Origin of the sequence: Chryseobacterium sp. JK1 (genome assembly GCF_050632815.1) — a bacterium.
Classification (GTDB): Bacteria; Bacteroidota; Bacteroidia; order Flavobacteriales; family Weeksellaceae; genus Chryseobacterium.
Genome location: NZ_JBODRU010000001.1, coordinates 2,529,883 through 2,554,622 on the forward strand (window position 1 = coordinate 2,529,883; position 24,740 = coordinate 2,554,622).

Below are 24,740 nucleotides of genomic sequence, written 5' to 3' on the forward strand. Positions count from 1 at the left end.
GAAGAGAACACTGATTTATATGTCACTAATTTTTAATTAGTTTTCCTTGCAATGAGGTATCTCCTGTTTGTACAATGACAATGTAAACACCTTGCAACCAGCTGGAAACTTCTACATCCACCTCTCCGGAAGATGCTTTCAGTTCTTTACGGAATTTGATATTGCCCATGGCATCAAAAACTGTAACCTGTTTTGCCTGTAAACTTTCATTGCCTGTATTATAAGAGATTTTCACTTTTTCTTTCGCAGGGTTTGGCAGCATTTTCAGCGAAGGAGCAGAAGTTACACTTACTCCTCTTTTTGCTTTGATACCTCCTTCCCACTTAGGATCCACTATTTTAGTGATAAACTTACACGTTTCATTCATGAATAAGATTTCATCAGCTCCTGAGAAATTCGAATTCGGATAGAACACAAATGAATTGCTGTTCAAATCATACATTCCGCCTGCAGGAATAGTAATAATAGACGGGAAGTAGCTTCCGTATCCATTAGCACTTGAAACATTCAGAGTAATCGCCTGGCCTCCACTATTAATGATTACGCCATGAACGTTATAGTGATCACCAGCCCATTCAAGACCTTTTATTTTAGCATCCAATTTACAATCTGTCTCTACTCCACATTCTTTACCAGGGAAATAATTCAGATTTCCAGAAGTATACTGACATCCTAAATGGTTTATCTGTAACTGATAAGTTCCTGATGTTCCAAGATAAAGTGGGTTAATAAAGTTATTGTTGGCACTTTGAATACTGCTTCCGAACAACTGCCATTCATGGTGATCAAATATTCCTTTTGGTCCAAGAATATAGCTCTTTCTGTAGCATTCATCATAACATCCTGTAGGGAATACCCACATCAGACTTTCAAGACTTAAAGGCACCTGAGTCTGGTTTGATACTTTACAACCACTTGGTGCGGTATAGGTTACTTCGAAAGCACCTCCTTCATTCACCACAATAGATTGTCCTGACATTCCGTTGCTCCAGTTGTAATCTCCTACAGATGGTCCTGATGCCGTTAATTTAACCTGATAAGGCTGACAGCTCAGTAAACTGTATGTGATAGAAACCGGAGACGGTGGATTGCTTACCGTAAGGGTAAAGTTTTTAGAACTTGTACATCCTGAAGTACCTGGTGTTCTTACTTCTAACGTATACACATACGTACCCGCTGTAAGTGATCCTGTGTTGTAAACAATAGGATAAGGAGAAGAAGCCCATGCCGCGACTACAGATCCATTCTTTTTCCATTGATATTCCAGTGTATTATCAGTCACAATACCGGTAAGTACCGTAGATGATCCTGCGCAGATATTCGCTTTTCCTGAGATATTAACGTATGGAGGCGTTTTCAATGTCACGGTCGCCGCCTTGGTACTCATAATGTTTGTTTTACAACCATCTGAAGATACCAGTACCGGCCAGTAGCTTCCTGACTGGGTAGGGGTAAATGTCATTGAGTTAGGCGCTCCATTTACAGGCTGGGAACCATTCATCCAGATATAATCTGTAGGAGTTCCAATAGTGCTTACAAAGCTGATCGTAGGACCACTTCCTATGCATCCGACAGCATTGATTGGCACAATATTTCCGTCAAGAACTGCTGCTTTGATGAAAATAGGTACATCAGGAGAATAATACACACATCCAAGTGGAGTCTTCACCATAAGCTTCACAGTGGTATTTCCTACCGTATTGATCGTAACCGCTGTATTGGCTCCAGAAGCCACTATTGAACTTGTGGAGAAATACCATGTATAAGTATTGGCCGGGTTATAACTGGACGGGCTCAGATTAATAACTTCTCCTACACAAGCAGAACTTGGAATGATAAAGTTAGTACTTGGTAATGGCGCCAATGTTATCGTCTGAGTTGTGGTGCACGGCGGAAGACCTGGTGCAGACATCGTCAAGTTAAATGTATAGGTACCAGGAGCCAGGTTATTATAAGTAGCCGTCTGACCAGACTGACTTGGCTGACCTCCACCACTGAATGTATAGGTAATTGGTGAAGTGATCTCAAAGATGGTAGAAGTATTATGAAGCGTGATATTATATCCGTTTCCACTACAAACCGTGCTTACATTGAACTTAGGCTCATAATTTTTTCTTACTTCTACTCCTTTGGTATACCAGCATGTTCCATATCTTAAACGTACGAAAACAATATGTGCCCCTGCAAGAGTCGTTTGATACGTTGCAGTAGATGCTCCCTGAGGAGAAACCAGATTAAGTACACTGTCTGAAACCCATTGAATTTCATTAGGAGTTCCTACATAGCTTAAATTAGTAATACTGATTGTATTACAAGCCGTCCATTGAGGAGTAAAATTAATCTGAGGATCTGTTGTACAGCCACTGCTACTTGGACAAGACTGAATTACTTTAACCTCCTGAGAAAAGACAACACAGGTGTTTTGATCCATTGCCTTTACTTTGTATACCCCAATAGCATTAGCCCCTTGTATAGTATAAGTATTGGAGGTTGCTCCAGGTATTAATGAATTATTTCTGTACCACTGCCATCCTGTCGTGTTGGTAAGTCCTGTAGAACTATTGGCAGTAAGGGTATAAGGAGCCATTGTAAGCGGATCACAAACTGCAATATTATAGACAGGGGAAATCGTAATAAATGTTTCCGGGAATATCGTAAAGTTTGCACTTGCTGTCGGCTTATAGTTACAACCGTTGGTACCACTGTAAGTTACAGTGATCGTTTGAGTAATGTTACTTCCGGTTGTATTTTGAATATATCCATACGGAATAACATAATTTCCTGATGAATTAAAGGTCGCAGGGTACGACGTTCCATTTGGAAAGCTGAATAGAACCTGACTGGCTGAAGTAATCGTTCCCTGGTTAACTGATAAGTTAACATTAGATCCCAAACAGATGTTTCCAACGTTGATAAAGCTAACAACAGGAAGTGTTAACAATGACACCGGAATAGAAACATTGTAGGTAACCCCACATTTTACTATTCTTAAATTAAGGTTAGTACTACTGTTTGAGCCTGCAATTTCATTGAAATTTACTGTAATGTTTGAAGTTCCCTGCCCTCCTACAACACTTCCGAAGCTGGAATTAGCAAAGCTCCATTCCATAAAGTCAGGAACGATACCATTAAGGTTAGCACTGAAGGTCTGTGTACTACTCGGACAGAAAGGCCCAGGATTTGGATTGATTGTAATTGTACTCAGATCCAGTTTAGAAACATTCAGTGAAACCGGAGCAGAAAGACATCCTGCTGCTGAATTTGCAGCTCTATTTCTTACTGATACCACGTAGGTGGAAGCCGTTGAGTTGAATATTACGGTTACTGATGATCCTGTATTACTTCCCTGAATCGTTCCGTTTGTCACTTCCCACACAGGGATCATTCCCGGATCTACGGAGCTTATTGTATACACATAAGGTTTTCCTGCGCATACTTTTTTCTCTCCTGTAATAGATCCTGTTGGGGCTGCCGGAATAGGCATTACCTTAATTACTCTTACATTACTTTCGCACCCTCCTCCCTGCTTAGTAGCAGTAATAGTGTAAGTGCCCGGAGTTGTAAATGTGTATCCAAACGCTCCTGTTGTAGCAGGTGATGTATAAGTTGAACCTCCTGAGGTAACTTTCCATATAACCGGTACATTCGGAGAAGCCGTAAAGGTTTGGGCAGTTCCTGCACAAATTTCGTCTGTACCTCCACTTATCACTACCGGATCTTCTACCACGATAGTAATCGATCCATTACCTTCACATGATAATAATGTGTTCTGATAAGCTGCTGTAAGTGTATAAGTTCCCGGCTGGCTGCCAGAGAAAATCACTTCATTTCTCTGCTGCGTATAATTCAGCTGACCGCCTGCAGGACCTGAAAGATACCACTTAACACTTGTGGTAGGCCACTGAGGAATTGCATACGTGTACTGCTTGTTAGCACAAACAACAGTCTGTCCTTTAATCTCTACTTTGGATAGGATAACCGGAATTTTGATGGTGGTCCACTCCGGACAAGCACATTCTGACAGGTACATTACGTAACCAAATCCGTCGGCAGGATTTACCTGATCCCATTTTACTTCAATCGAGTTACCATTATTGCTTACAATGGATCCGCCGATTACTTTCCATTTTCCTTCTTTACATCCGTCCTGAGCAGTGTACTTTTCAACACTACCCTCACATACTACTGATGCACAGGTAATTTCTACCGGAGGAGCTTTTAATACCTCTATTTCTTTTTTAAAAGAACTTTCGCATCCGCATTTATTGGTAACCGTAAGACGAATAGTATAAATTCCTGAATCGGTATACACATGGGAAGGTTCAAAGGCTGTAGATGTTGTTCCATCTCCAAATTCCCAGTAATAGTTAATGATATCCGAACCGCCGTTCTGCTCAGAAAGATTGTCAAAATAGATCGTCGTATTCTTACATACTGAATAATCTAAATTTACCATTTCAAACTTGGCAATCGGTCTATTAATCTTCTCAATACAGATGGTCTGATTTTCAACAGTTCCGTCATTATACGTAATGACAGCCTGTAAGGAACCACTGCCTGCGTTTCCCCACTGGACATTCGCCAAGGTATTTCCCGTACCTGAAATATTAGAATTTCCTCCTGAAACTGTCCACTGAACACTGGACACGTTTGGACCAGCGACCGTATACAGAACCCATGAATTCTCGCAAACCCGGAGGCATTGCGATGAGTTGATGTAGGAGGTGGCTACGCCATTATCTCCTTGTCCTTCTTTTTCGCCACGGAATTCCTGGCAACCGACCTGAGAGGTCCATGTAATTCGAGCTTGTGCTTGCAGTGCCCACGGCACCAGAAGCCAACATAGTAGCAGCCATCTGAAGATGTGCTGCCTACTAAAGTAGGTGTTGTTTTTCATAGTTATTAAAAAAGTGTTATTAATTTTTTTCCAAATTAGTAAAAAAAATAACACAAAAATCATCCAATAGTGAAAATAATTACGAAATTAAACACTATACATCAATTATATAATCATATTCTCTACCACATGTTATTTCACTTGAATTATATTTATTTATTAAAAACCAACCTGAAACTACCTGTGACGCTTATTTTTTCATTTTTCAAACCCAACACTCCATTGAAATAAAAATTATAATAAAAATGAAATTTTAAATGAAAATTTTAATTAAAAAAAACTATATATAGAAAATTTTAAACAAAAACACTAACCAGAGAAACAAAAAGGTCTTATTTTCAAATTCTTGAACAATATTTTCAACCCAAAATCAGGATTGATTTTCAACAATTCAAATATTTCTAAAATAAAAATAGGCTACAGGTTTTATTAAAAAATAGAAATATCGGATTATTTAATATTCACGTAGGAATTTATATGTATTATTGTTATTACAAATTCAAAACAATGAAAAGAACTTTCATTTGCTTTCTGCTTACTATCTTTTCTATCTTCTGCCAGGCTCAGAGCACCGAGTCTCAAACTTCACCCGACACCCTGCGGCAACCTGCAATACCATCAAAAGACATTGTTGATATTCTGCACAGAATTCTCCATAAAAAAAGCAACGAAGACACAGTGCGTGCCGGGAAAAAATTCAACTGGTCATTAATTCCGGCTGCGGGATACACTTTACAGACAGGATTTGCTGGAGTTGTGAGTGGTAATATTGGTTTTTATCAACAAAACTCAAAAGACCAGAAAATTTCCAATATCACAACAAGCTATACCTACTCACAATATAAGCAGACTATTTTCCCGTTATATGCCAATATCTGGACAAAAGGTAATAAAATCAACCTGATCAGCGATTTTAAATATCTCAATTATCCTTCAGAAATATACGGTTTGGGAGGCAAAAGAATTTCAATAGAAGCCAACTCCAATACTGCCTACACTGTTAACTTTAAATACATAAAACTGCATCAGTCCATTATGTTTAAAGTTTTAAAAGATCTCTATGCGGGAGGAGGAATTTATTATGACCAGTTTTGGAACATTAAAGTCACCGATTCACTGGGTACCAGAATAAGCCACCTACTCACCCGAGATTTAAAAACCTATGAACGAGCTTCCGGAATAGCCCTAAAAGCATTATATGATAACCGGCTTAATCAGATCAACCCTCAAAACGGTGAATACCTAAGCGTTACTTACCGTCCCAATTTCACATTCTTAGGCAGCCAGTCCAACTGGTCTTCACTTCAGATAGACGCCAGAAAATACATCCGTTTTCCTGCAAAATCTGAAAATATTCTTGCATTTTGGGGATTTGCATGGCTCAACACAAGCAAAAATACGCCTCCATACCTCATGCTTCCCAGTACAGGATGGGATGATCAGAACAATTTAGGAAGAGGTTATATACAAAGCAGGTTTCGAGGAAGAAATATGTACTATTACGAAAATGAATACCGGTTCGGAATTACCCGAAATGGTTTATTAGGAGGTGTTGTTTTTGCCAACGTACAATCTTTCTCCGCAGATCTCTCTGAGGAGTACAAAAAACTTCTTCTCGGATATGGAGTTGGATTGCGTGTTAAGCTCAACAAGCACAGCAACACCAATTTATGCATAGATTATGCCTTTGGACAAAATAACTCTCATGGTTTTTTTGCCAATATCGGGGAAGTATTCTAGTTTTAGAACAGTTACCCCTTGAAAATATCAACAGAAAAGGTAAATTGCCAGCCACAGTGAAATACTTTATCTTTGTTTTTAGGTTAATCAAAAATTGAAGATCCTCTTATATACATATGAAAAAAAACAGCCCTTTATTTTCTGCAAAAGCAATTCTAATAGCAGCTTGTATCACAGCAAACACAACCATTAATGCTCAGAAAACAACAGACGCTCCCAATATCACAGAAAAAACGTTAAACACTATTCTGGAAAAGAATAGAGCTTACTACACTCAGGGAAAAGTTGCTGATTATATTCCTGAACTGGGAAAAATGGATGCCAAAGCCATTGCTTTTTCTGTAGTAGATAAAAACGGAAAAATCTTCAGTACCGGAGATGTACAAAAAAAATTTACCATGCAAAGCATCTCCAAAATCATTGCTCTTATGATTGCGGTAAACGAAAAAGGCGAAGCTCATGTTTTTGACAAAATAGGATATTTCGGATCAGACAAACCTTTCAATCATTTTTCCAACCTGGAAACAACCGGAAAACCATTAAACCCGATGATGAATGCAGGTGCCATCCTTACCACTTCCCTGATTTCCGGAGAAGGTGAAAAACCCTTCCTTAAAGTTCTGGATATGGTTCGGTATATCACCAAAAATCCATCCATCGAGTACAGCAAATCTGTTTACGAATCTGAAAAGTCTACCGGACACCGTAACCGTGGAATGTTTTACATCATGAAAAACAGCGGACTTATTACCGGAAATGAAGATCAACTCGACAACTATTTCAAACAATGCTCTATTGAACTTACGGCTGAGGATCTTGCTAAAATAGGGTATTTCTTCGCCAACCAATGTGTAAGATTTGACGGAGATTCCCAACACAAAAATGCCGACGTTGCCCAGTTAATAGAATCACAAATGTTGACTGCAGGGATGTACGAATTCAGCGGAGAGTATTCCCGTATGGTTGGCTTACCCAGCAAATCTGGTGTTGGAGGAGGAATCACTGTGAGCGTTCCTGGAAAAATAGGAATCGGTGTTTTCAGTCCGGCTTTAGACCAGCACGGAAATTCGTTGGCAGGCTACCATATGATTTTAGATCTTGTAAAACAGTATGGTTTAAGTATATTTTAAAACAAATCGTATACAGATACTGAAAACCTCCAAAAAAACAGATTGTTTTTTGGAGGTTTTCATTTTATTAATCATTCTTCGATAAAAAAGCTTTTATCTTCTCCGAAAAACCGATCAATACATGCCCTTTTTCATTGTCTATGTAAAATGTAAAATCAGGCAGCAACCCCATCAGTCTTTCTTTAATTTTTACCGAGTTTCGAATAACATCATTCGCACCACCAATGAAGAAGGTAGGCATGATAAGTTTTCTCAGCTCATCATCAGAAAAAATATACTCCCTATCCATTCTTGAATTCACGGAAGCCTGCATCAAATCCATAAAATCTATAACGGACTGATCCACTTTTTGATTCCCCACAATAAGCTGGTTTATTTTTCTTTTTCCAAAACCGCCAAGAAGAGAATACAACACCGCTTTCATAATAAAACTACCTTCTGTATTTACAATTCCTGCAGGAGACAGAAGAATCAATTTATTGACTTTTTCCGGAAATTTCACAGCAAACTTCACAGCAAGCCATCCCCCTTGAGAAAGGCCAATCAAATCTACATTTTCAATCTGTAGTTGTTGAAAAACCTCATTCAACCACTCACTGTAGTCATCACTTTCGTAAGGAAGTCTGTTTTGATCACTTTTTCCAGGCTCGCCAATGACATCAATTGCATATACCTTATAGTCTTTACCATACTTAGCAAAATCTTTTATCCATGATGATGCATTGGAATTAGCACCATGAAGCAAAACCAATTGAGAACCCTCTTCGTTTCCATAACTCAGTACGTTTGTTTTTCCAAAATCAGTTTCTACTATTTCCTGACTGATAATTCCATTAAAATCAGACAAAGAATTATTGTACCACTTCAGCACATTTTCTTTGTGATCATTTGATTTAAAAACAGCTGTCTGTTTCATATATTCCTATTTTCTAATTAAATACTCTCTTCACATCCAAAATAAATTGTAACGTCTGATCATTCCACAAAACGGAATACCATCTTCTTTTTTAATAAAAAACTATTCAAAAAGGAAAAACAAAGAAAGCCTCCAGCAGAATAAAAGTAGATCAATACAATTTATTAATGAATTTAATAATACCTGAAAAATAAATCAGACATCAGCGAAAACAGGCATATATAAACGATTTCCATACGACCATGGAATACGATAGTGGTTTATAATGAGCCAAAGATACAAAATTACGGTAAAGACAAAAAATAAACAGGATTAATAAACTGAAAATTTCATCAATCAAATCTACGTATTGAGTTCACATTGATGCTTTTTTTAAAATAACAGAGGAAAAATAATAAAAAACAAGATCAGATTCATTCAATAGGGATTTATTTCTAAAAAAAAAATCCATCAAGCAGTATTAAAACAAACCCGCTATTCAATAATACAGAAAGTGAAATATATAAAAATAAGGAAAGATTAGTCAAATTATTTTATCCAATTTGTGGTACCTGTAACATTCACTTTAACAGTTCTTAACATCTAATCTAGTCATAAAAACAAAAATAGTTTTTTCTGAATAAACTGAATATTTTATCATTTTCTCAATTTGAAAAACACCTCTTTTTACCCCATCGCTATTCATATTATCTTTTCGTAATATAAAAAAAACAAATCTCTTATTTTTGAAATATTTTATATTTTATTCCTATATTTGCTTAACACTACTCTAATTATAATCATTTATAATTGTAATTAGTGAGATTGTAACCGCTTTGTACTAAGAATAAAAAAATAAATTATATACTTTAATATCGTTTAAATAATTAAAACGTTATTGTTAAAAAATTATTACTAAATTGCATTTATGATTAAAGATATAATATAAATTTATTATTTTTATTCCCTCACAACAACAAATCACCGTTTATATTGATATAATAATGATTTGCTGTAGATTTTCATTGTATCATTCAATACTTATAAATGCTATGGAGAACTTGACTATTTTAAGGCAAAACCCTTTCAAAAAGGCGGACTTACACCCCAATCAAATCAATTTATTGGCTATCAATAAATTATTGAACAATTGTCAACAAATAACATTTATGGTTAAAAATATTTTAAAAACCAATTTTATTATATCATAACAATAGATGATTGCTTTACGTGAATAGTTCAGCACTTTGTTATGACTCTTGCTATCATTTCAATAATTATCACGCCATGAAAAACTTAACCATTATTGGACTAACTCCCTTTGAAAAGCCGGATGTTAATCTAATACCCAAACTGCATCAGGCGGGTGCATTTCCCGTTCTGAACTTAGGGTATGAATTAAAAGATGCTCAGGACGCACTAGATCAACTTGAACAAACAGATATACCATCGTATGGTATTTGCTTTCCTAATGACAGTTTTATATCAATTCAAATTCCTGAAAAGGTAAAATTTGCCATTGTTCCGTTGGGTATGCCAGTCAGTGCTTCAGGCCTGTCTATTGTTTATCAGGTAAGCAGTCTGGAAGAAGCCAGGCAGGCTGAGCTTTCAGGAGCAGCTGGAATCATTGTAAAAGGAAATGAAGCTGGTGGGCTTGTAGGTTATGAATCAACATTTGTATTGTTTCAACGCATTATCAGTGAAATCAAAAGCATTCCGGTGTGGGTACAGGGGGGAATAGGACTCCATACAGCAGCAGCGGTAAAAGCACTTGGCGCCACAGGAATTATATTAGACAGCCAGCTGGCCTTGTTTCCTGAATGCTCTGCTCCAAAGGTATTAAAAGATGTATGTTCAAAACTGAACGGTACAGAAACCAAAATCATCGCGAACCACCGTGTACTGGTAAGACCAAACTCACCTGCTTTACCGGAAAATGCTACAGCCGAAGATCTTAAAAAATATTTTAACGGCTTCGATCTGAGCAAGAGTTATATTCCTATGGGACAGGACATCTCATTGGCAGTAGACCTGTATGAGGAGTTCAGAACACTAAAAAAATTAATTTTCGGACTTAAAGAAGCCATGTATGGTCATTTGAAGCAGGCAAAAGCCCTTCAGGTGATCGATCAGAACAATCCATTGGCTCAGGAGCTTGGAATTACCTACCCGATTGCACAAGGGCCGATGACCCGAGTAAGCGATGTACCTGGATTTGCCAATGCAGTAGCAGAAGCCGGAGCTTTACCGTTTGTTGCCTTATCATTACTGAAAGGTAATTCTGCAAAGTCTTTAGTAATGGAAACCAAAGAACTGGCAGGTAACAAAACATGGGGGGTAGGTATTTTAGGATTTGCGCCTCAGGAATTGAGAGATGAACAGACTTCTTACATTCTTGAAGCTCAGCCACCAGTTGTTTTAATTGCGGGAGGAAGACCAGCACAGGCTAAAGTATTTGAAAAAGCGGGGATAAAAACATTCCTGCACGTTCCATCTCCTGCCCTTTTGGATATTTTCCTTAAAGAAGGTGCTAAAAATTTCATTTTCGAAGGCCGTGAATGTGGTGGCCACGTAGGTCCATTGTCCAGCATGGTTCTTTGGGAAAAACAAATAGAACGTATTTTAAAAGAAGACCATCCGGAAAATATCAGTGTATTTTTCGCAGGTGGAATCCATAATGATTTCTCAACAGCATTCGTTTCCATCATGGCCGCGCCATTAGCTGCGAGAGGAGTGAAAGTGGGGGTATTGATGGGAACAGCTTATCTGTACACTCAGGAAGCCGTACAAACCGGAGCCATTCAGGAAGAATTCCAGTTGCAGGCAATGCAGGCTAAGGATACTGTCTTATTAGAAACAGCTCCCGGCCATGAAACCCGTTGTCTCAATACAGCATTTGCCAACCACTTCAATACCGAAAAAGCTAAACTTTTAGCAGCCGGAACAGATAAAAAAGAAGTATGGGAAAAGCTTGAAAAACTCAACGTAGGCCGTTTAAGAATTGCAGCCAAAGGAATTGAACGCCAGGGAGATCAATTGGTAAATATACCTAAAGATGATCAACTGGATCTTGGAATGTACATGATAGGCCAGATTGCCACCATGCAAAATAAAGTACTTACCCTTGAAGAACTTCACCAAAACGTAAGTATCAACAATTACGAATATATCCAAAACGCAGAATTATCTGAGCAACCAACATCAAGCGAAAAGCCTTTAGACATTGCCATCGTTGGAATGGAGTGTATTTTCCCTGGTGCTAAAAATCTGGATGAATTCTGGAGAAATATCATTTTAGGAAAAGACAGTGTCACTGAGGTTCCGGACGAAAGATGGAATAAAGAGCTTTATTATAAACCAGATTCAGACGAAGCGGATGTATCTCATTCAAAATGGGGCGGTTTCATCCCGAAAATTGATTTTGATCCTCTTGCATTCGGTATTCCGCCACAATCATTGGCTGCTATTGAGCCAACACAATTGTTGACTTTATTGGTAGCAAAACGTGCGATGGAAGATGCTGGTTATGGTGAAAAACATATTAACAGAGAAAACATCTCTGTAATTATTGGTGCTGAAGGCGGTAACGACCTTGCCAATAGCTACAGTTTCAGAGGATACTATAAGCAAGTCTTCGGAGAACTTCACGAAGAAGTAAAAGAAGCCTTCCCACATACTACAGAAGATTCATTCCCAGGTATTTTGGCTAATGTGATCGCAGGTAGGATTACGAATCGTCTGGATCTTGGAGGGAGAAACTTTACCGTAGATGCAGCATGTGCTTCTTCTTTAGCAGCCTTAGACTTAGCTTGCCAGGAACTTGTATTAGGGAAATCAGATATGGTTCTTGCCGGAGGGGCAGATTTACACAACGGAATCAATGATTACCTGATGTTCTCCAGTACGCATGCCCTTTCCAGAAAAGGAAGATGTGCTACATTCGACAGTGAAGCAGACGGAATCGCCCTTGGAGAAGGAATTGCGATCCTCGTTTTAAAACGATATGAAGATGCGATCAACGACGGAGACCGTATCTACTCTGTCATCAAAGGAGTTGGCGGATCCAGTGATGGTAAAGCTCTTGGATTAACAGCACCTAGAAAAGTAGGTCAGGTAAGAGCTCTTGAGCGTGCTTATACTCAGGCAGGAATCAGTGCTGCAACTGTAGGATTGGTAGAAGCTCACGGTACAGGAACTGTTGTTGGAGACAAAACAGAATTAAGTGCCTTGACTAACTTATTCAGTCGTTCAGGAGCATTACCGGGACAGACCCATTTGGGTTCTGTGAAAACACAGATTGGACATACCAAGTGTGCTGCAGGATTAGCAGGTTTAATCAAAGCTTCTCTTGCGGTTTACCATGGAGTAAAACCTCCTACCCTTCACCTTAAGAAGCCAAACGCTTATTATAATGCACAAACCAGCCCGTTCTCTTTCCATGCTGAAACCGGGTTGTGGACTGAGAAAAACAGATATGCGGGAATCAGTGCTTTTGGATTTGGGGGTACTAACTTCCACACCGTAATTGCCAACCACCCGAAACAGGATAACTCTATCGCCATGCAGTCCTGGCCTTCAGAATTATTTGTATTCCGTGGAGATACTTATGAAGAAGCAAAAGGACAATCAAGTCAGATCAAAACGTTATTGGAAATCAATGATGAAATTCCATTAAAAGATATTGCTTACAGTTTAAGCATCAGTTCAGAAAAGCCAATTCAATTCAGCATCGTAGCGGATAACGCTGTAGACCTGATGATGAAGCTCGAGCTAGTATTGCTAGGGATTGAGACAAAAGATACTTTCACTGTTAACAAAAAAGAAGGTAAAGTAGCCTTCACATTCCCTGGACAAGGAAGTCAGAGAATCAATATGGCTCGTGATCTGTTCGTAGTCTTCCCGGCTATGCGTCAGATTATCGACAATTATCCTGAGCTTGAAAAAGTAGTTTTCCCTTCAACAACATTCAATGAAGCGGATTTAAAGCAACAGAAAGAAACCATTAAAGACACCCGTCTGGCACAACCGCTTTTAGGAATCGTTGATCTTGCATTGGCAAAATTCTTAGAATCATTGGGAATCATTCCGGATATGCTGGCTGGTCATAGCTATGGTGAATTACCGGCTCTATGTTTCTCTGGAGTTTTTGGTGAGGACAAACTGGTTGATTTAAGTATTCAAAGAGCCCAGTCAATTCTAGATTCAGTAGAAGGTGGAGATCCGGGTTCAATGCTAGCTGCAAGTGCTACTTGTGAACGCTTAGAACCGATCATCGCAAAGGTGGAAGGATGTTATCCTGTTAACTTCAACGCTCCTACCCAATGTGTCATTGCAGGAAGTACACCAGCAATCACCAAACTTCTGGAAGTTCTTAAACAGGAAGGAATTTCTGCTAAAAAATTAGAAGTTGCCTGTGCATTCCACAGTCCAGTATTGGCAAAATCAAAAGAATTATATGCTGATGTATTAAAAGACGTTCCTTTCCAGGAAATGCAGATCCCTGTATGGTCTAATACGACAGCACAAGTATATCCACCGAATCCTTCAGACATCAAAGAAAGATTGACTGACCACCTGGTACAGCCAGTAAAATTCGTGGAACAGATGCAGGCAATGTATAACGATGGAGCAAGAATCTTCATCGAGGTAGGGCCTGGAAAGGTTCTTACAGGATTGGCAAAATCATGTATTGAAAAAGACCAGTTGACTTTATATGTTGAAGACAGCAGCCGCAACAAATTCAGCCATTTACTGTGCATGTTGGCTCAGTATTTAGGAACCGGACGTAATTTCAATATTGAGAAACTTTTCGATGGCCGTTTCGTTCAGCTTGTGGATATCAATCAGCCTGAGCTGTACAAGAAAAGCCCTGCCATCTGGCGTGTTAACGGACAAGCTGCACATCCGACAACAGGTTCATTGCCTGCTAATGGTGCACTCCCTATCATAAACCCTATTCCTATGAACAATTTTACAACTCATAATACGCAAGCTCCTGCACCGGAAAGCTTATCTACAGCTGAACGTATGTTGCAGGAATATTTAAACAGCATGAAACTCATGATACAGGCACAACGTGATGTGATGCTTTCCTTTATGGGACAGAATCCTCAGGTGAACCCAATGCCTGTTTATAATACACCAATGCCGGCACCTGCTCCTGAACGTACCATTCCGGTACAAGCAGTTCAGCAGGAAAGAACGGTTGCAGTGGCTCCTACTGCCGTTGCTGTAAAAGTGGCTCCTACAAGAGATATCAAAGCTTTATTACTACAGGTTGTAAGTGATAAAACTGGCTATCCGCAAGAAATGCTGGGTATGGAAATGGACCTTGAAGCTGATTTAAGTATCGACTCTATCAAAAGAGTAGAAATCATCGGAACACTTCGCAGCGAATTAGGTACACTAGCCAATGGTAACACCAATGAAGATATGGTGATGGAACAATTGGCGGCTATTAAAACCTTAAGCGGATTAGTTTCATGGCTTACTGAATTCTCTGGGGCTGAAACGACAACTGCTCCTGAAAAAAACGGAACAGCTGCTGAAGTGGTTTCAACACCACAAGCTAAATCTGCTTTATCATTAGAAGACCTTCAAAACGCTATCCTGAATATCGTAAGCGAGAAAACAGGGTATCCAAAAGAAATGTTAGGACTTGACTTAGATTTGGAAGCAGACCTTAGTATCGATTCTATCAAACGTATGGAGATCATTGCAGATCTTAAAAACAAGATCGGCTTCGGAGAAAATCTTGAGCAGGCTGATGATGTAATGGAAAAATTGGCAGCTATTAAAACCCTTCGCGGATTAGCAAGCTGGATCAGTGAAATGAGCGGTGACACGACTGAAACAAAAAACGAAGTAAAGGAAGAAGTAACTTCTGAACAAAACAACAATGTATTATCACGTCTTCGTTTTGACATCACACCTACAGATGCTTCTTCAGTACAAAATACAGATGTTTTGCAGGGAAAACGTTTCGCAATTACTCAGGATGATACCCAACAAACCTCAGCTATTAAAACTGAATTGGAAAAACACGGAGCTATCGTAGAATTGGTAGACACAGACAAAGATCTTTCACATGTTGACGGATTAATCATGTTAGATTTATTCTCAGCAACAGATAAGCCAAGCATCATCGATCATGTTGATTTAATTAAAAAACTAGATTTTGATAAAGCAAAATGGGTGTATTTAATCTCAGACATCGCTGCTCATATTCAGGAAGTAACTGATGTAAGTGTTTTACGTCATCATCAGGGTTATCCTGGACTTTTCAAAAGTTTGGCAAGAGAATTCGATCATACGACTTGCAGATTAATTAGCTTAAGTACTCCTCAGGAAGTAGATCAGATTGCTGATATTACTTTAAAGGAAATCTTAACCAACGATAAACCTGCTGAAGTTATTTATAAAAATGAAACAAGACATAAGGTAGATATCATCCCTTCCCCATTGTCTACAAGTTTAAATGAAGCTCACATTCAGTTAGACCAAAAATCAGTGGTATTGGTACTTGGTGGTGCACAGGGAATCACTGCAGAGTTGGTGAAACATATGTCTCAGGCTTATCCATGTACTTATATTTTGGTAGGAAGATCGGCAGATCCAAGAAATGAAGTTTCTGCAAAAGAATTGGAAGCAATGAAGACTAAAGAGGAAATCAGAACTTACTTGATTAAATCCGGAAAATTTACTTCACCTGCTGAAATTGAAAAAGAGACCACAAAAGTTTACAAAAACAATCAGATCCTACGCACGATCCGTGATATGGAAGCGCTTGGAAATACGATTATCTATCAATCATTAGACCTTTGTGACGAAGAAGGATTAAGCCAATTAATCAGCAGTATTTATGAAAAATACAGCCGTTTAGATGGAGTGATCCACGGAGCAGGTCTTTTAGAAGATAAATTATTCAAACAAAAGACTACCTCTTCTTTCGGACGTGTATTTGATACTAAAGTAAAACCGCTTCGTGTATTAGCTGAACAACTTCGTACAGACTGCCAGTTCGTTGTGTTATTCTCAAGTATCGCATCCGTATACGGTAACAAAGGCCAGACAGATTATGCGGCTGCCAACAGTGTACTGGATGATTACGCTAACGCTCTGAATAAAAGATTAAAAGGAAAAGTAATCTCCATCAACTGGGGACCTTGGAAAGGAGCAGGAATGGTTTCTTCCACCCTTGAATCTGAATACGAACGTAGAGGAATTTCCATGATCCCATTGGATGAAGGAAAAGAAATCTTCCTTAACGAAATAAAATACGGAACTGAAAGCCAAGTGCTTATCATGTCAGGAAATAATTGGTAACCCTCTGTATACACTAAGCATGAAAAAAACAGATGTTGCTGTAGTTGGACTATCCTGCGTCTTTCCCGGGGCGCAGGATGCCCAAACTTTTTGGCAGAATATTGTCAATAAAGTAGATTCTACCCAATCTGCTCCGGCTGATAGGATAGATCCGGTGCATTTTAGCGATGCCACCAACCCTGTCGATCGTTTCTATTGCAAACGAGGCGGGTTTATTTCTGATTATGAGTTCAATCCTACCACTTTTGGGATTTTACCCCTTGCGGTGGAAGGAACAGAACCCGATCATTTACTGACCCTTGATTTAGTTCAGAAAGCTTTAGAGGATGCTGGAGTATTTCAAAAGAATACTTCCCTTGAAAAGACAGGAATTGTCATCGGGAAAGGAAACTATACCGGACCGGGAGCTACCCGTGCCATTGAAATTGTAAGAACCGGAGAACAAATTTCCTCTTTATTGCAGGAATTGCTGCCTCAGGTATCTTCTGCTGATATTGAAAAAGTAAAATATGCTTTCCAGGAACGCAAAGGACGTTTCGCTGCCGATACTGCCATGGGATTAATTCCCAATCTAGTTGCCTCATTGGTTGCCAACCGCTTTGACCTTGGAGGTGTTGCTTTTACAGTGGATGCCGCTTGTGCCAGTGCTTTAATTGCCGTAGATCATGCCGTACAGGAACTTCAGAGAGGTCGTTCCGATATGATGATCGCCGGAGGAGTTCACACCGGACAAAACGCTGCTTTCTGGAGTATTTTTGCTCAATTGGGAGCTATGTCCCGCCAGGAACAGATCAAACCGTTCAGCATGGATGCTGATGGGTTACTGATTGGAGAAGGTTGTGGTTTCGTCGTGTTAAAACGATTAGAAGACGCCGTTCGCGATCAGGATAAAATCTATGCAGTGATTAAAGGTGTGGGTGTCAGCAGTGACGGTAACGGAACCAGCGTGATGAGCCCATCTGTAAAAGGTCAGCTGAAAGCTTTAGAACAAGCCTGGATCAATGCTGATCTGGATAAAAATAAAGTAGGTTACCTTGAAGCTCATGGTACCGGAACTCCACTTGGAGATAAAACAGAACTTCAGACCTTAGCACAGTTCTTTGGGAAAGAAGAAGCTGCTCCGGTAGCAGGAATCGGTTCTGTGAAATCCAATATTGGACATGCCATGCCGGCTGCCGGAATTGCAGGATTGATTAAAACCTGTCTGGCTTTACACCATGATACTTTACCACCAACGTTGTACTGTGAGAATCCTACTGCTGACATGCAAAATACAAGATTTGAACCCGTACAGGAAGCTAAAAACTGGTCAAAAACAGGACTTCCAAAAGTAGCAGCAGTGAACGCTTTTGGATTTGGAGGAATCAATGCTCACGTTGTTCTTGAAGGCTATGATATGCCTAAAAAAGACAGAGTATTGCTATTGGCAAGACCTACTCATGCAGAATTGGTTTCTGCATTACAAAATAACGATACCACTTTAGGAGAAGGAGATTTCAGAGTAGCGATATTCGATCCAACTCCTGCAAGAGTGGAAAAAGCCCTTAAAATTGTTTCTAAAAACCTGATCTGGAAAAACAAACAGGACATTTGGTACACTTCTACCCCATTATTAAAAGATGGTGGCAAAGTTGCCTTTGTATTCCCTGGTTTGGATGGTCTGGCAAAAGGTGAAGTAGACAGTGTGAGCCGTTATTTCGGATTAACAGCGCCTATAGAAACTGAAGGTGAAGGTCTTTTAACCGATGCTTTAAACATCTTCAACAACTGTAGTATCCTTGATAATTCATTAAAAAAACTGGGAATCATCCCGGATATGAATGCAGGACACAGTTTAGGAGAATGGCTGGCAGGATATTCATCAGAGTTAGCAGAAGCCAATTCTGTAAAAGCTTTAATTGATGTATTGAATCCTGAAACTTTTGAATTAAAAGATTCTAAATTCATTGCCATCGGAGCCGGAATTGATGTTGTACAGCCTTTTATTACTGAAATTTCAGACCTGTATATTTCTAACGACAACTGCCCTAATCAGGTGATTCTTTGTGGTAGCAATGCCGCATTGGATGAATTGGTTCCGTTATTAAAATCAAAACAGATCTTCCATCAGGTGCTGCCTTTCCAATCTGGGTTCCACTCGCCATTTATCGCTGATAAACTGGATGTAATCCTTGCCGGAATGGAAAAAGCACAGTTCCAGAAAACGAAGATTCCGTTATGGTCTGCAACGACTTTAGAACCTTATCCTGCAGATCAGGCAGCGATCAGAAAGCTAAGCGCTGAGCATTTGGTTGAACCTGTTCGTTTCCGTGAACTGACAGATAAATTATACGAAGAAGGTGCCAGAGTATTCATTCAGGTGGGTACTGGAGGTCTGATCGGATTTATTGATGATACCTTGAAAGGAAAAGCATTCAGCACCATTCCTTCCAGTGTTCCAGCCCGTTCTGCGTTGGCGCAATTACAACGTGTTGTCGCTTCGTTATTTGTAGAAGGGAAAACAATTGCTCTTGACTTTTTAGAGCTTCAACAACAATCAAAAAAAACATCAGAAAAAGGCATTAAACTGGAATTAGGATCGCCTATTATCAGAAACTTTAAAGAAGTAAAAGCCTTAGCTCAAGCCTTTGAAACACCAAAACAATACACTGCCTCAGCTTCAGCCATGACTGCCAAAAGTGGTCATCCGCTGGTACAGGCATTCCAGGACAATGTGAATGATATGATCCGTATGCAGGAAGAAGTATTGACTTTATTCCAGAACCGTCCGGAGATTACGATTCCACGTCCTGCTCAGGTTGCTCCTGTAGCACAATATGCTGCTCCACAAGCACCGAGAAGTACAACCTTCTCAAAAGATCTGTATGTAACGCTGGAAAGTCATCCTTACCTGATCGATCACAGCTTATTGAGACAGCCTAAAGGATGGGCTCATGTAGCCGATATGGAACCGGTTATTCCGATGACTATGATCTTTGAACAGTTAGCAGAAATTGCAGAAGCGGAAATTCCGGGAACACAGGTTCATAAAATTATGAATGTAAGTGTATTCCAATGGATGAATGTGGCACAGCCTTTCGAGAAAACCGTGAAAGGACAATGGCGTGGTGAAAATCATGCGTATCTGGATATTGAGAACTTTGCCAATGCAGAAGTCACCTTAAAATCCGGCCCGATTGCTACTCCAACCTTCAATCTTTCCATTGGTGATCTTTTACCGATTGAAAGAACTCCTGAAGAAATCTATGATGCACACATGTTCCATGGCGATCAATACCAGGGAATTACTGAAGTTTCAGCGGTTGGAACTAAAGGAATTATAGGAAAGATCAAAGGAAATGGCGGAAAAGGTTCTCTATTGGATAATGCCGGACAGTTATTCGGGCTTTGGTTACAGCTTACATTAGTGAAAGACCGTATCGCCTTCCCGGTGAAGATCAGAGATATTGAATTCTTCGGAGACATGCACGATCAGGAAGGTATTTTTGAATGCACCTGTATGCAGACCGAGCTTAACGATGAGTTTGCCATTGCTAATATTATCCTGAAAAGAGACGGAAAAGTATGGTGTGCCATCACAGGCTGGCAGAACAGAAGGCTGGAAATTGATGCCGCATTATGGAATGTTTCCATGTCACCATTGCACAACCGTCTTTCTGAAGAGATTGCTCCGGAAGTATTTTTCTTCCACCAAGCCTATACCAGAGTCGCTTCATGGGATTTTATCCTGAAAAGATATTTCAACCAGACGGAAAAACAACATCACCTACAATTATTACCCAACAAGAAGAAAAACTGGATGGTTAGCCGTGTTGCGGTGAAAGATGCCGTGAGAAACCTTCTTCGTCAGGAAAAAAATCATGCCTGCTTCCCGATCACCTTTGAGATCCGTTCCGATGAAGTGGGGAAACCTTACCTCATCAGTGATTTTACAGAAGACATTCATATTTCACTCGCTCACAAAGGAAAAGAAGCTGTGGGGATTGCGAGATATGGCAAATCTGTAGGAATCGATATGGAGCTTATGGAAGAACGCAGCGAAGGATTCTATGATCTGGTATTTACAGACAACGAATTAGCCTTATTAAAAGGAAAAGATCAGGCAGAATGGACCACCCGTTTCTGGGTAGCCAAAGAAGCCTACGGAAAATTCTTAGGAACCGGATTGAAAGGAAATCCAAAAGCCTTCGAAGTAGAACAAATAAAAGACGATCACTTGTGGATCAACAACATTGAAATCAAAACTATTAAACATAAAAATTATATTATCGGATGGACACTGTAAACGCAACATTAAAAATGAACCACGAAGAACTTTTTACTTTATTAAAAGGTTTTATTACTGAAGTGATAGGTGCTGAATTTGTAGAGGAGATGGACATTACTCCGGAAAGTTCATTCACCAAAGATCTTGAAATGGACAGCATCGAGATTGTCTCTTTCTCTGAAAAGATCAAGGCGCATTTTGGCGATCAGATCGACTTTACAGGTTGGTTATCTTCTATGGATCTTGACCAGCTTATTAATCTTGACCTTAGTATGATCATCAATTATATCTACGAATGCCAATAATCACTGTCAATAACAGACAAGTTCATATACAGGAACTCAATAAAGGAGCAGAACAAACCGTGGTCTTAATCCACGGTATGTTCAGTAACCTGTCCATTTATTATTTTAATATTGCCCCTATTCTGGCAAAACATTTCCATGTGGTGATGTACGATCTGAAAAGTCACGGTATGAGTGAACGCTTTTTGGATGGGTACGACCTTGAAAATATGTCATCCGATCTGATGGGTTTAATAGATCACCTTCAACTGGAAAAAGTACATCTTGTAGGCTATAGCTTCGGAGGTCTTATTGCTTTAAAAACAGCATTGAAATACCCTGAACGTGTTAATCAATTGGTAGTGATGGAAGCTCCGGATCCTCAGGACGAAAAAGCCCGTAATATCATTGATGAGTACAGCAAGGAATTCCTTGAGCATTATGTAGCCAATTTTACAGATACTACCAAAGTGCAGATGGGCAAAAGACAAATGGAAAAGAACCATCGTATGTATGAGTTTCTGTTTAATCAAACCAGCATCAAAGCAGATATGATTAAGGAAAAACATTTCCTTGGTGAAGCCGATTTCAATGGATTGACAGCTTCCACTTTATTGCTTTACGGTGCTGATTCCAATTGCAGACCTACAGGAGAATGGCTCCAGACTCAAATCGGTTCGTCCGAACTTGAATTAATCTCCGGCGATCACAATATTCCGATTCAGGAACCTCAGCTTATCGCAGAGACGATCGCTCAGTTTTTATCTAATATTTTAACGAAGAACCATGGCTAAATTTGCATTTATAGTTCCACCCTTGACAGGACATGTCAACCCTACCCTAAGCATCGGTGCTACTCTGTTGGAAAGAGGGCACGAAGTAGCATGGATCAGCCTTGACCCGACTTTAGAGGCTAAACTTCCGGAGGGCGGAAAATTGTTACTGATCCAGTACGATCAGACCGACGCAGAAAAAAAAGAAAGCGAACAGTATCTCGATATTATTTCCAAAAAAGTAGTCTACGGAATAGACAGCGTGAAGTTCCTTTACGAAGAAGTTCTTATTCCACTGAACAGACATTGCTATAACGGAATTGTTGCTTTATTAAAAACATACCAACCCGATTTAATCATCGGTGACCACCAGTTATTTGCCGCTCCGGTAGCAGCCAAAGCATTAGGAATTCCTTGTGCGACTTCCGTTACCGCTCCGGCTGCCATTAAAATCATGAATGAACTGCCTAAAGTTCACGAATGGGAAGTGAATCAGATCATTGATCTACAGAAAGAACTAGGCTTCAATGAAGAACGTTCTTTAGCAACTTCAGATCTTTTAGCTCTTGTTTTAACTTCAAATTATTTCTTTGGGGAAATGGAAGATCTGGAACCTCAATACAAATTCACGGGACCGGTTCTTACCGAGCGTCGTATCTCTTGTGAATTCGATTGGGACAGATTGAAAAATGCCACCAACAAAAAGATTTTAGTAAGCATCGGAACTACTTTCGATCACGATCATAAAAAAGCATTCTTCCAAAAGGTTGTTGACGCTTTTAAAGAGGAAGATTTAACTGTTGTCGTTGTTTCTGATCCACAGCTTTTCGAGCAATGGCCGGATAACTTTATGGTGTATCAGCAGGTTCCTCAATTGGATCTGTTACCTCATCTTGATGGTGTGGTTTGCCATGGCGGTCACAATACCGTTTCTGAAACTTTATCCAATGGGATTCCTTTAGTCGTGATTCCTATTGCGTATGACCAGTCGCACGTTGCAGGACGTGTGGTGCGTACAGAAGCAGGGGAAAGACTTAATTTCAACAGATTTAAAGCCAATCATCTGAGAGAGGCAGTACAACAAATATTAAATAACCCGAGCTATCGTGAGGCAGCTCAAAAAGTAGGACAATCTTTTATGGAAGCAGGAGGAGCATCTACAGCCGCTAATTTATTGGAAGAAGCCATCACAAAGGCTTCAAAACCAGAAAAACCATCTAAATTTTTATTCGTTGTTCCACCGTTTTTCGGACACGTGAGCCCTACATTAAGTGTGGGTGCCAGTCTGATTGCCCGTGGCCATGAAGTAAAATGGTTCGGAATTACGCCTTTAGACAGCAAACATATTCCGGAAGGAGGTTCTTATTTTTATCCTGAAGAAGATCTTATTCCGTATCAGGAAGAAATTGCCCGTATTTTAAAAAGACAGGATGACGGACCAGCTTGTTCAGGTCCTGAAGTGATGAAATTAGCACTGGAAGAAACGTATGTTCCTTTTGCCAAAATGATGATGCCGGGATTAACCCGATTAACAGAAAGCTGGATGCCTGATGTGATCGTGAATGACTGTATCACTTTCGGAGGTGCGCTTTTCGCTCACAAACATAATATCCCTTGTGTAACGACTACCCCTGTTCCGCCAGACGTGATGGGAGATACTGAAAAAAGTGCCCCTAAAATCTGGGAATGGCAGCAAAACCTCATCAAAGATCTGCAAAAAGAAGTAGGCATTCATGAGGAAGGTATTTACATCCATTCACATAAACTGAATATGGTATTTACGTCACAAGCCTTTGCCGGTTTTGATACAGTACCATCGCATATGAAATTTGTAGGTCCTGTAAAAGGTCGTCCCAACGACGCTCCTTTTGACTGGGATAAATTAAATGCTTCTACCACTCCAAAGATCTTCGTATCGCTGGGAACATTGTTGGTAGACATCAGAAAAGCTTTCTTTGAAAAGATCATTGCAGCATTTAAAGATCAGCCGGTAACGGTGATTGCCGCTACTCCACCAGAAATCTTTGAAGAATGGCCGGAAAACTTTATTGTGAACAGCTTCGTGCCTCAATCTGCGGTGATGCAAAGAATGGATATGGTCATTTGCCACGGTGGTTTCAATACCGTAAATGATACTTTCCGTAACGGATTACCGATGTTGATCACGCCTATCGCTTATGATCATTTCCATATTGCGAAATTAATTGAGCAGGCAGGCTGTGGAATCAGTATCCGATACAAGAGACTGCGTGTAGAAGCTCTTCGTGAAACCGTTTTTGAATTATTGGAAAACCCTAAATACAGAGCTGCTGCTCAGGAAGTTCAAAATACCTTCCATCTTGCCGGAGGTAATGATAAAGCTGTAGAATTGTTGGAAAACTTTGTACAGGAAAATTCCACATTAGCTTCTGTATAATAAGCCTATAAAT

The 24,740-nt window shown here is 39.7% G+C and carries 9 protein-coding genes; 7 read left to right on the plus strand and 2 right to left on the minus strand.

Features of this window, described 5'->3' with window-relative positions; all coding sequences use genetic code 11:
- Positions 1-25 precede the first annotated feature (25 nt).
- A complete protein-coding gene (locus ACQ76T_RS11480; RefSeq protein WP_431343429.1) occupies positions 26-4,897 on the minus strand; it encodes a PKD domain-containing protein in 4,872 nt (1,623 codons plus the stop codon).
- Positions 4,898-5,404: 507 nt separating this feature from the next.
- Here ACQ76T_RS11480 and ACQ76T_RS11485 point away from each other — a divergent pair.
- Together ACQ76T_RS11485 and glsA are read left to right on the plus strand one after the other, a co-directional pair.
- On the plus strand, positions 5,405-6,637 hold the full coding sequence (locus ACQ76T_RS11485) for a BamA/TamA family outer membrane protein (protein ID WP_431343430.1): 1,233 nt from the start codon (positions 5,405-5,407) through the stop codon (positions 6,635-6,637).
- 116 nt (positions 6,638-6,753) lie between these two features.
- Positions 6,754-7,767 carry a glutaminase A gene (gene glsA, locus ACQ76T_RS11490; protein ID WP_431343431.1) on the plus strand — a complete coding sequence of 338 codons (1,014 nt, stop codon included), beginning with the start codon at positions 6,754-6,756 and terminating at the stop codon, positions 7,765-7,767.
- Between the two features lie 67 nt (positions 7,768-7,834).
- Here glsA and ACQ76T_RS11495 read toward each other — a convergent pair whose 3' ends face one another.
- Positions 7,835-8,683, minus strand: coding sequence for an alpha/beta fold hydrolase (locus ACQ76T_RS11495; protein WP_431343432.1), 849 nt, complete (start codon positions 8,681-8,683; stop codon positions 7,835-7,837).
- A 1,266-nt stretch (positions 8,684-9,949) separates the two neighbouring features.
- On the opposite strand from ACQ76T_RS11495, the gene ACQ76T_RS11500 reads away from it, so the two are divergent.
- Genes ACQ76T_RS11500 through ACQ76T_RS11520 form a run of 5 tightly spaced genes read left to right on the plus strand, consistent with a single transcriptional unit; the run spans position 9,950 to position 24,727 of the window.
- Positions 9,950-16,987: an SDR family NAD(P)-dependent oxidoreductase gene (locus tag ACQ76T_RS11500; RefSeq protein WP_431343433.1), complete on the plus strand. Its 7,038-nt coding sequence runs from the start codon at positions 9,950-9,952 to the stop codon at positions 16,985-16,987.
- A 19-nt stretch (positions 16,988-17,006) separates the two neighbouring features.
- Positions 17,007-21,272, plus strand: a complete 4,266-nt coding sequence (locus ACQ76T_RS11505) for a beta-ketoacyl synthase N-terminal-like domain-containing protein (RefSeq protein ID WP_431343434.1) — start codon at positions 17,007-17,009, stop codon at positions 21,270-21,272.
- Positions 21,260-21,559, plus strand: coding sequence for an acyl carrier protein (locus ACQ76T_RS11510; protein ID WP_002977699.1), 300 nt, complete (start codon positions 21,260-21,262; stop codon positions 21,557-21,559). Before ACQ76T_RS11505 ends, ACQ76T_RS11510 begins: the two co-directional genes overlap by 13 nt.
- A complete protein-coding gene (locus ACQ76T_RS11515) occupies positions 21,550-22,332 on the plus strand; it encodes an alpha/beta fold hydrolase (protein WP_294328922.1) in 783 nt (260 codons plus the stop codon). The genes ACQ76T_RS11510 and ACQ76T_RS11515 overlap by 10 nt, the downstream gene beginning before the upstream one ends.
- Positions 22,325-24,727, plus strand: a complete 2,403-nt coding sequence (locus ACQ76T_RS11520; RefSeq protein ID WP_431343435.1) for a glycosyltransferase — start codon at positions 22,325-22,327, stop codon at positions 24,725-24,727. The genes ACQ76T_RS11515 and ACQ76T_RS11520 overlap by 8 nt, the downstream gene beginning before the upstream one ends.
- The last annotated feature ends 13 nt before the right edge of the window (positions 24,728-24,740 follow it).